At 59.6% G+C, this 10,640-nt stretch carries 9 protein-coding genes; 6 read left to right on the forward strand and 3 right to left on the reverse strand.

The window, feature by feature from the left end; all coding sequences use genetic code 11:
• Window positions 1-13: 13 nt before the first annotated feature.
• A complete protein-coding gene (locus H7B90_RS20950) occupies window positions 14-1,156 on the reverse strand; it encodes an SGNH/GDSL hydrolase family protein (RefSeq protein ID WP_185137840.1) in 1,143 nt (380 codons plus the stop codon).
• A gap of 171 nt (window positions 1,157-1,327) precedes the next feature.
• Between H7B90_RS20950 and H7B90_RS20955 the strand changes: the two genes are divergently transcribed.
• From H7B90_RS20955 to H7B90_RS20975, 5 genes are all read left to right on the forward strand, one after another.
• Entirely contained in the window at window positions 1,328-2,299 is a 972-nt protein-coding gene (locus H7B90_RS20955) for a LacI family DNA-binding transcriptional regulator (RefSeq protein ID WP_185137841.1), read from the forward strand.
• A gap of 148 nt (window positions 2,300-2,447) precedes the next feature.
• Window positions 2,448-3,752: a sugar ABC transporter substrate-binding protein gene (locus tag H7B90_RS20960; RefSeq protein WP_185137842.1), complete on the forward strand. Its 1,305-nt coding sequence runs from the start codon at window positions 2,448-2,450 to the stop codon at window positions 3,750-3,752.
• A 98-nt stretch (window positions 3,753-3,850) separates the two neighbouring features.
• Window positions 3,851-4,726, forward strand: a complete 876-nt coding sequence (locus H7B90_RS20965; protein WP_185137843.1) for a carbohydrate ABC transporter permease — start codon at window positions 3,851-3,853, stop codon at window positions 4,724-4,726.
• Window positions 4,726-5,562, forward strand: coding sequence for a carbohydrate ABC transporter permease (locus tag H7B90_RS20970; RefSeq protein ID WP_185137844.1), 837 nt, complete (start codon window positions 4,726-4,728; stop codon window positions 5,560-5,562). The genes H7B90_RS20965 and H7B90_RS20970 overlap by 1 nt, the downstream gene beginning before the upstream one ends.
• A gap of 76 nt (window positions 5,563-5,638) precedes the next feature.
• On the forward strand, window positions 5,639-7,297 hold the full coding sequence (locus tag H7B90_RS20975) for a glycoside hydrolase family 13 protein (protein WP_185137845.1): 1,659 nt from the start codon (window positions 5,639-5,641) through the stop codon (window positions 7,295-7,297).
• A gap of 93 nt (window positions 7,298-7,390) precedes the next feature.
• Here the strand turns inward: H7B90_RS20975 and H7B90_RS20980 are convergent, their stop codons facing one another.
• A complete protein-coding gene (locus H7B90_RS20980; protein ID WP_185137846.1) occupies window positions 7,391-8,293 on the reverse strand; it encodes a hypothetical protein in 903 nt (300 codons plus the stop codon).
• Between the two features lie 161 nt (window positions 8,294-8,454).
• Window positions 8,455-9,057, reverse strand: a complete 603-nt coding sequence (locus tag H7B90_RS20985) for a TetR/AcrR family transcriptional regulator (RefSeq protein ID WP_185137847.1) — start codon at window positions 9,055-9,057, stop codon at window positions 8,455-8,457.
• A 155-nt stretch (window positions 9,058-9,212) separates the two neighbouring features.
• Here H7B90_RS20985 and H7B90_RS20990 point away from each other — a divergent pair, with 155 nt between their 5' ends.
• On the forward strand, window positions 9,213-10,493 hold the full coding sequence (locus H7B90_RS20990) for an MFS transporter (protein ID WP_185137848.1): 1,281 nt from the start codon (window positions 9,213-9,215) through the stop codon (window positions 10,491-10,493).
• Window positions 10,494-10,640: the final 147 nt, after the last annotated feature.

Raw genomic sequence — 10,640 nt, forward strand, 5'->3', positions numbered from 1 at the left:
CCGCTCCGTCAGACTACCGCCCGCTCCCGGTCAGCAAGGGCCGGATATACCCGGCCAGCTCCCGGGCCGCGCGCTCATGGGCGGCCGCCCCCGGGTGGGCTCTGGCGCCGACCGTCTCCTCCGTCATATTGGGAAGCTGGAACACCGATACCTTCCGGTCCCCCGTCCTCTTCGCATAGGCGTCGACGGCGCGGTAGATCGCCGGCATCATCGGAGCGCCCAGCATGCCGTACGCCCAGACGATGTGCGCCTTACCGTTGCAGCGGCGGAGCTTGGCGAGGAAATTCTCGGCGGCCTTCTCGAAGGCGGCCAGATCTTCCTCATGGTACGTGCCGTCCTCGTTCAACCGCTGCTTATGCGTCGCCCCGGTCGCTTCGTCCGTCCAAGCGGGGGAATGGAAGGCGCCTCCGTCGTTCGTCCCGAGATTGACGACGACCGCGTCCGGCTGCCACGCCGCGAAGTCGTTCGGCCGGAACGCTCCGAGCGCTTCGTTCCTCTCTCCCTGAAGCAGCCCGCACACTTGCTCGTAGTAGTCGGGCACGTTCGCGCGCGGATTATTGTCCCAGCTCGTGAGGACGCCCCACCCGCTCTGGGAGATCACCCGGTATTCGGCGTTCAAGGCCTCGGCCGTCAACGCGGTATAGTTGCGAAGCGCGCTGAACCACATCGGGATCCAGTCCTCTTCCCCGACCGCCCCGATCGCGCCCTCGCCCGAGGTGATGCTGTCCCCGATGAATTCGATCCTGTACGGCTTCTCCGCGACCGGCAGGAACTCGCCGTCGAACTTCGCCGCGCGGATCTGCAGGAAGCACCCGGGATCTCCGCTCATCGCCTGCGTGTCCTTGACGATCCGCACGTTCTTCGCGACGCTCGCGTTCATCCCCCGGAAGACGCACGCCCAATGCCGTCCCGCCGCCACCATCTGCCGGCTCACCGGCTCGCCGTCGATCAAGATGCTGATCCAGGGCTCGTACGTGTCGTAACCCGCTTCGACTTCGATCCACAGCTCGGACCCCTTGGCGTTCAGCTCGATGCCGCTTCCCGTCCAGAACAAGGTCAGCGGGTCGAGCTCCCCCGTCGTCCGGCCGTGAACCTTGAGCTTCCCGGCTCCGATATCGGGCAATGCGTATTCGATTAGGTTTACGTTCGGTCTCATGCTGCGCGTTCCTCCTAACGATTCTCTGTCTACCGATTATAGCAAGTCGACGGGCGACTTCCCATCGGAAGCCGCTTGCGGGAAGACTTTCGTAAATTTTTTATAAAATTTTACGTAAAACGTGTTATATTAAGATTATTAACACATGTCGTCTAAGGAGCGTCGTTCTATATGAAAGGGATGAAAAAAATCGCGGAGCTCACGGGAGTCTCCGTGTCCACGGTATCCAACGTGCTGAACGGGCGGAGCAACGTCAGCCAGGCGACGAAGGAACGGGTGCTGCAGGTGGCCGCGGAATACGGTTATTCCCCGAGGACCCCGCGCAGCTCGATCAACGAGCATGCCTCCAAGGCCGTCGTGTTTATTTTCAGCGACTTCGATCGGGAATTTTATTTGAAAATCATCAACGGCATCAGCGACTATCTGTCGGAGAACGGCTACGACCTCATTATCTGCACGAGCAAGTCCAGCGCTAGCTTCATGCGCAGCAGCTTCGCTTCCGGGGCCATCGTGCTGGACAGCAGCATCACGGACGAATTCGTCGCTTCCGTCGCCGCGCCCGACTTCCCCGTCGTCCTGATGGACCGGATTCTGCCCGACTCCAGCCTTCATACGAAGAGCGTGGTGGTCGACAATTATCCCGTCATGTGCGAGCTGGTGCAGGGCTTGGTCGATAAAGGCTTCAAGAAGTTCGGATTCATCGGCGGCCTCGACTACACCTTGGACAACAAGGAGCGGTTCGGCGCCCTTACGGATACGCTGGCCCGCAATAAGATCGAGTTCGACCGGACACACTATTTCCACGGCAATTATCGCGAGAAAAGCGGCTATCAGGCGGCGAAGCTGATGATTCTAAGCAACGCCCTGCCGGAAGTCGTGGTGTGCGCGAACGACAATATGGCCATCGGGGCCATCAAGGCCTTCGAGGAAAACAACCTTCGGGTTCCGGAGGACATCTCCGTCACCGGATTCGACGACTCCGAAGCGGCGGCGATGGCGGGGCTCACGACCGTCTCCATCCCTCGCTACGAGAGCGGCTACTTGGCGGCCAAAGACTTGTTGGAGCTGATCAACGGACGGAAGCAGAGAGAGCCGTTCAAATTGTCCGCGACGAACATTAAATGGCGCAAATCGGTAAAATAAACGAATATTTTACATCGTTCTTCTTATAAAGTCAGTCGCTGTTGAAATAAATTTTACTGATTTCATTAGTAAATTTTATTGACCCTGAGGCGAGAAATGATTACAATACGTTTGTAAGCGTTTTAAACCTAAGATAGGGGGCATCACCATGCGCAATGTGAAGAAGGCATTCGGCATCGTAACGGCGGCGGCTTTGGTCGCGGGACTGGCAGGCTGCGGAGGCTCGAACGGCGGCAACGACTCCAACGCAAGCGGATCTCCTTCCGCCTCGGCCTCGGGTTCCGCATCCGCGTCCGCTTCCGCCGCTCCGGAGAAATTCGAGAAGATCTCGCTCTTCCAATCGAAGGTCGAGATTGCCGAGCCGTTGGAAGCGCTTGCCAAGAAATATAAAGAAGAGACGGGCAACGAAGTCGAAGTGTGGGGCTCGGCGGGCGACGCTTACGCGACGCAGCTGCAAGCGAAGCTCACCGCCGGCCAGGGCCCGACGGTCTTCAGCGTCGCGACGGGAGCCGAAGCGGAGAAGTTCAAATCGTACCTGTACGACCTGAGCAACGAGCCGTTCACGGCCAGCATCGCTCCCCACATGGCGCTGGAAGCGGACGGCAAGGTCGTCGGCGTACCGTACGGCGTCGAAGGGTTCGGCATCGTCTACAACAAGAGCCTGGTCGATCCGAAGGACGTCTCGAATCTCGATTCGTTCACGAAGACGCTGGAGAAGCTCAAGGCGGAAGGCAAGAACGGCTTCAGCCTGTCCCAGGAAGCGTACTTCCTGATCGGACACCTCATCAATATGCCGTTCGCCCTGCAAGCCGATCCGCAGGCGTTCATCGACAAGCTGAACAAGGGCGAAGTCAAGATGGCGGACACGAAGGAGTTCCAGGAGTTCGCCAAGTTCCTGGACGCGATCAAGGCGAACGGAACGAACCCGATGGAAGTGAAGTACGATACGCAGATGGGCGACTTCGCGACGGGCAAGACGGCGATGGTGCACCAAGGCAACTGGAGCTACGGAATGCTGAAGGATTACGGGGACCTGGGCTTCGACATCGGCATGATGCCGTTCCCGCTGGCGGGCAACACGAAGCTGTCGGTCGGCGTGGCCAGCAACTGGGTCATTAACGCCAAGGCTTCTCCCGAACAGATCAAAGCGGCCAGCGCGTTCCTGAACTGGCTGTTCACGAGCGAGACGGGCAAGAACGCGATCGTGAACGAGTTCAAGTTCATCCCGGCGCTGACGAACATCGAAGCCGACGATCTCGATCCGCTGTCCAAGGCCGTGTTCGAAGCGACGAAGAGCGGTCAGACCGTGACCTGGGCGTTCAACATGTTCCCGCAAGGGATCATCGTGAACGATCTGGCTCCGGCGGCCCAGGAGTTCTTCCTCGACAAGAACATGACGGGCGAGCAGTTCCTGCAGAAGCTGGATGCCGCTTGGGCCAAGGCGGCGAAGTAAGCAAGCCCCTTTCTAACGGGTCAAGATAGGTAAATGACGAGAGCCTAACTGAAGTCTACGTTAGGCTCTCGCCATTCCGCGGAAAAGAGGGAAGAACGATGAGCAAAAAAATGGATAAAGTCTGGTTCGCGGTCTTCACGGTGCCGCTGCTGTTCGTCTTCGCGACGGTCGTCATCATCCCCTTCCTGATCGGGATCGGCTACTCGTTCGTGAGCTGGGACGGCATCCCGGCCAATCCGAAAGTATTCGTCGGCTTCGACAATTACGCGAAGCTGTTCCAGGACGAACGCTTCCTCGCTTCCTCCTGGCACACCATCCAGTTCACGGTTCTGGCGCTGGTGTCCGTCAACCTGCTGGGATTGCTGCTCTCCCTGTTCGTCACGGCGAAGCTGCGCACCAGCAACGCGGCGCGGACGCTGTTCTTCATGCCGAACCTGATCGGCGGCCTGATTCTCGGCTATATCTGGCAGTTCATCTTCACCGACGCCTTCAAGATGGTCGGGGAGAAGACGGGGCTGCACAGCGTATTCTTCAACTGGCTTCTCGATCCCCAGTTCGCGATCTACGCGATGGTCGTCGTGTTCACCTGGCAGATGGCCGGGTATACGATGATCATCTATATCGCCGGCATTCAAGGAATTCCGGACGATCTGATCGAAGCCGCGAAGGTGGACGGCGCGAACCTGTGGCACCGGCTGACCCGGATCGTCTTCCCGCTGCTCATGCCGGCGTTCACGATCTGCCTGTTCTTGACGCTCTCCGGAGCGTTCAAGATCTTCGACGTCAACCTGAGCTTGACGAAGGGCGGGCCTAACAACGCGTCCGAGATGTTCGCCATGAACATCTTCAACGAGATCTTCGGGTACGGCCATTACGGGCTCGGCCAAGCGAAGGCCATCGTCTTTTTCCTGATCGTGGCGATTCTGACCCTGACCCAAGTCGTCATCACCAAGCGGAGAGAGGTGCAGATGTAATGAGAACAACAAGCAAATGGCTGCTGGAACTCCTGCTTGTCCTCCTCGCCCTCTGCTTCCTGTCTCCGGTCTACCTGATGGTCGTCAACTCCTTCAAGAACCGGGCCGAGCTGTACCAGAACGCCCTGGCGCTCCCTTCCTCCCTCAGCTTCCAGTACTACTCGAAGGCGATGGAGAAGATGAACTATTGGACCGCCTTCGGCAACTCGGTATTCGTCACCGTCGTCTCCGTCGTCATCGTCGTGCTTCTCGCTTCCATGACGGCGTGGATGCTGGTGAGAACGGACAACAAGCTGAGCAAAATCATCTTCATGGTTCTGGTCTCCACGATGCTCATCCCGTTCCAGACGCTGATGATGCCGCTCATGCAGGTCATGGACTGGATCCGCACGAATCTTCATCTTCCGATGCTGAACACGCACGGAGGCCTGATCTACATGAACGTGGGCTTCCATGCGAGCATGGCCGTCTTCCTCTACCACGGCTTCATCAAGTCCGTGCCGGTCGCCCTGGAGGAAGCCGCTACGCTCGACGGATGCAGCAAGTTCGGCGTGTTCTGGAGAATCGTCTTCCCGATGCTGACGACCATCACGATCACGATCGCGATTCTGGACGTCATCGCCATCTGGAACGACTACCTGCTGCCTTCGCTGACGCTGTCCGATAAGGGCCTGAGAACGATTCCCCTGTCGACCTTCTACTTCTTCGGGGAGTTCACCATCGTGTGGAACCTGGCCATGGCCGGGCTGACGCTTACGATTATTCCGGTCGTCATCTTCTACTTCTTCGCTCAGAAATATATCGTCAAAGGCATCGCGGCCGGAGCGGTCAAGTAAGGAACGGGCGCTGCGGCGCCGAATCGGCGCTCCGATCGCGGCGGTACGGCTTCTAGATGGAAACGGAGGGCAAGTTATGGCAGTCGGCAACAAAACCTGGTGGAAGGAAGCCGTCGTTTATCAAGTCTACTGGAGAAGCTTCTACGACACCGACGGGGACGGCTTCGGGGATCTGGAAGGCGTCATCCGCAAGCTGGACTATATCAAGGAGCTCGGCGTCGACATTATATGGCTCAATCCCGTGTTCGAATCTCCCGATCTGGATAACGGATACGACATCTCCGATTACGAGAAAATCATGCCGAAGGCCGGCTCCATGGAGACGTGGGAGCGGCTGCTCGCCGAGGTTCACGCCCGCGGGATGAAGCTGATCATGGATCTGGTCGTGAACCATACGTCGGACCGGCACCCCTGGTTCCTCGAATCGAAGTCGTCCCGAGACAACCCCAAGAGGGACTGGTATATCTGGAGGGACGGAAGCCCGGGGAAGCCTCCGAACAACTGGCGCTCCTACTTCTCGCCTTCGGCGTGGGAATGGGACGAGAGCACGGGGCAGTATTACTTCCACTCCTTCGCCCCGGAGCAGCCCGATCTGAACTGGGCGAACGAAGAGGTGCGGCAAGAGATCTATCGGATGATGAGGTTCTGGCTGGACAAAGGAATCGACGGCTTCCGGCTGGACGCGATCGCGCTGCTCGCCAAGCCGCGGGAATTCGCCGACGCGGAGCGTCCGGAGGACATTCGATACTTGACGAACCAAGCCGGGGTTCACGAATATCTTCAAGAGATGAACGAGCAGGTGCTCCGCCATTATGACATCGTCACCGTAGGCGAGACGGCGTTCGTATCGCCGGAGGAAGGGCTCAAGTACGTCGGCGAGGACCGCGGCGAGCTGAACATGCTGTTCCACTTCGAAGTGTGCGACGAGATGCCGTCCTGGGACATGAAGCGGTTCAAGGAGATTCAGAGACGCTGGTACAAGGGGCTGTGGGGCCGAGGCTCGAATTCGCAGTTCCTGAACAATCACGACCATACGAGGCAAGTGACCCGATTCGGCAACGACGGCCCGTACAGGGTGGAGTCCGCGAAGCTGCTGGCGACCCTGCTGCACACCCTGCCGGGCATTCCTTATATTTATCAAGGCGAAGAGATCGGCATGACCGGCGTGCGGTTCGACTCGATCGAGCAGTACGACGATATCGCGATGAGGAACCGCTACGCCGAAGAAGTCGCCGGCGGCCGGGATGCCGCGGAGGTTCTGCGGAGCCTTCAGCCGCTAAGCCGCGACAATTCGCGCACGCCCATGCAGTGGGACGATTCCCCGAACGCCGGCTTCACGGCCGGGACGCCCTGGATTCGCGTCAATCCCAACTACAAGGAGCTGAACGCGGAGCGCGACCGGTCCCGCCCGGATTCGATCTACCGCTACTACCAGAAGCTGATCGGCCTGCGCAAGAGCCATGAAGTGCTGGCCTACGGCGAATTCGAGGAACTGCCGGAGTGGATGGACAGCGACCGGCTCTACGTCTATACGAGAAGCTCGGGAGAGACCCGCTGGCTGATCGTTCTCAACCATTCGGACGAGAAGGCGGCTCTGGCCTGGCCATCCGTCTTCGCCGGAGTCTCCCGCGCGCTGCTGCTGTCCAACTATCCGGAGGGCGCGGACGAGGCGGGTCAGGCGGATCTTCTCGAGCTGAATCCGCACGAGGCGCGGATTTACGAGCTTGGCCGGTAACCCGTCGATAGATCGGGTTTGATCGTTATAGGCCGGAACGTCGAAGGCCGGATTCCCTCTCGGGAATCCGGCCTCTTCGCGATCTCTCGTCGCTTATTTGGCGTTGTCGAGGATCCGGGAGAAGGACTCGAGGTTCTTCGTCAGGAAGTCCTTGCTCTCGAAGGAAGCGTCCCGGAACTTGCCGTTCATGTCCTGCAGGAAGGCATCCAGACTCGAGGTGTCCGCCCCCGCGAACCGATTGTCGATCTTCGCGTTGTTCAAGAGATCGTTCGCCCGCTGGACCTCGCCCCGATATTCCCTCGTCCACTCCGGATGGTTCGCCAGCTTCCGCTGGAAGTCCATCAGAATCTTCGCGAAGCCGGAGCCGCTGCCGCCGCTCGACGCGTCCTTCAGGCTGGCCGCCGCTTGCTTCGCCGCCTCCGGATCGTACTTCTTCATCAGATAATCGATGTCGATATAATCGCCGGGCGCCCCCTCCGGCCGGCGAGGCAGCTCGATATAGGAAGCTTTGCCCGTCTCCGGATCGACCGTCCGGGTCTTGGCGTAAGCCGCGATCTTATTCATCGTCGTCATAAAATCGGCCGCTTCGCTCTCCGTCATGTAGTTGTCCGCGATGAACTTCGCTTGGGACAGTCCGCTCTCCAGCAGCGCCGCCCTCTCCCCTTCGTCCGACACGGATTCGTCCGGGACGAAGTTGCTCGAGATCAGGAAGTTGACCGCTTGTTCTACTTCCGGAGATTTGCCTTCGAGCAGCCGGTTCAAGGAGCCGTCGATCTCGGAGTTGAACATGCGCCTGAGGTAGCGATCCTGGACGACGCCCGGGGGCAGCTCCCTGGTGCTGATTCCCTCGGCCAGCCGCCGGGAAGCCTCGCTAATCTCCACGCTGTCGTGCTTGAGGCCGGGAATGGCCGGGCCGTACTCGAGCTTCGGGGCTCCGGCGTCTCGGGTATCGCGGTACAAATTCGGAAGCGCCGCCGCGCCGCCTTCGATTCTCATCGTCTTCTTCCTCCTGCTCTCCAATTCTCCATATCCAAGAGCGATATCTATATTTATCGGTTGGAGGCCCAAATTTTTCAAGGTTTGAAAACGATGAAGCGGCTAACCGAACACTTGGAACGAAGGCGAGCGGCGGCCTGTCCTGCCTTCCTTCCGCCAGCCTACTTCTTGTCCCGCAAGCAAGTCGCTCTCAGATAAGCCGTCAGGCTCTCGATGTTCTTCCGGACGTGCCGGTTATCGCCTTCCAGCTTGCTGAGCATAATGCCGCCTTCCATGACGGACAGGACGAACGTCGCCAGCGCGTCGACGTCGAGGCCTTCCCGGAACTCCCCGTTCCGGATGCCTTCCTCGATAATCCCCCGCATGGCGTCCAGCACGTTGTCCATCCCTTGGCGGGCCCTCTCGCGCAAGACCGGGTGGCTGTCGTCGCTCTCGGTCGCGAGATTCAACAGAGGGCATCCGCCTGGGAAGGGAGGGTCTTCGACGACGTTCTCGTATACTCTCAGATAGACGAGCAGCTTGCCCATCGCGGCCGATTCGCGCTCCAGCGCCTCCTGAATCTTCCGGTTCACGACGCCGCCCGCGTATTGATACGCCTCAAGGGCGATCTCGTCCTTGCTGGCGAAGTAGCGGTAGATGCCGCCCTTCTTGATGCCCGTCGACTCCGTGATGTCCGACAGGGACGACCCCGCGTACCCCTTCCGGTTGAACAGCTCGGCCGACTTCGCGACGATATGCTTGCGGGTGTTCTCTCCCTTGGGCAAGATCGGTTCCCCCTTGCTCGCGTTGCGATTCATTTCTTTTTATTATACCAGTTAAAAAATGGCTTTCCATGAGAATGCCCCTATGCTACAGTAAAAGATACCGATCGGTATCTTTATTGATTGTTTATTTCCTGTTAAGTCGGGAGGAGCGGAATATGGGAGCGACAGGATTCAAGGAACCGACGATGGCCTGGATAGGGTTGGCCTCGCTCTGGATCATCGGCTTTATCGGCGCGCTGATGCGGTTTATCATGGCTTTCTATCAAGTTCAAATCTCGGAGGATCTCGGGATTAGCCGGGGCTTCATCTCGACGGCCTGGTCGACGAACCTGCTCCTCGCGGCGCTGTGCGCTCCGCTTGGCGGGTGGCTCGCGGACCGTTACGGGCCGAAGAAGGTTCTTCTCGCCGCCTCGCTCCTCGGGATCGCCGGCGCGGGCACGGTCGCGTTCGGGCAGAACGAGATCGTCTTCTTCGTCGGGTACGGCATTATCTGCGGGTTCGCGGGGATCGGCTCGACGACGACCTATATGCTGATCTTCGACTGGTTCAAGCATCATCGCGCGAAGGCGACCGGCCTGCTGGCAAGCGCGTCCTCTCTGGGGCTCGCCATCACCACGCCGTTGTTCGTCTCGGCCGGCACGCTCACTTGGAAGGACGCGTTCCTCGCCTCCTTCGTCCTCGGCCTCGCGGTGACGGTGCCCGTCATTCTATTCGGAATCCGGGGAAGCCGGCCGGGCAACCGCCAAGCGGCGGAGATACCGGACGCCGACTCATCCGCGTCATCCGAGCGCCGGGAAGCGACGCCGGACGCGCCCCGGGCGCCGCGCATTTCGTTCCCCCCGGCGGCCGCCTACGCCCCCGTCTTCCTCGCGGTCGCGTTCGCGCTGTTCACGTGCGGCTTCAACATGGGGACGGTCGAGATGAACCTCGTCGCCATCCACCAGTTGGCGAACGTATCGCCGGAGACGATCGCGCTCGCCATGAGCGTGCTTGGCGTCATGGAGATCGCGGGGTCGCTCGCCGTCGGTTACGCGCTCGACCGGATCGATAAGCTCGTCATGATGACGCTTCTATACGGCGTGCGAATCGCCGGGTTTGCCGTGCTTTTCCTGCATCTCGGGTGGTCGCCCGTCCTCTTCGCCGTCGCGTTCGGGATCACTTACTTAAGCGCGATCCCGGGAGGGCTTCTGGTCGCCGGCGAATACGGCAAGGGAAGGGGCAAGCAAGCGGGCTGGCTGCTGCTCTTCCACCAAGCGGGGGGCATTCTCGGATCGCTGGTCGGAGGATTGTCCTTCGACTTCTTCGGCGACTATCAGGCGCTGATCGGCGCCGACATTCTGTTGTGCGCGCTCGCCGCGCTCGGCTACTGTCTCCTGTTCGCGACCCGTCATCGGCGGAGAAGAAGGAACGAAGCGATGGAATCCGCGGCCGGGTGAGGCGAAGAACCGGGTTGTCGCGGAAGGGCCGGGGGGGCTGCGGAAGCCGGCTAAGGGCGTCGATTGAATGTTTAGATAATTTGGACAACAGCCATTGATATTCGATCCCGGCCCGGATAATATATAAACCTGAATTACGAAAGTACC

Origin of the sequence: Cohnella xylanilytica (assembly GCF_014212175.1) — a bacterium.
GTDB lineage: Bacteria > Bacillota > Bacilli > Paenibacillales > Paenibacillaceae > Cohnella > Cohnella xylanilytica.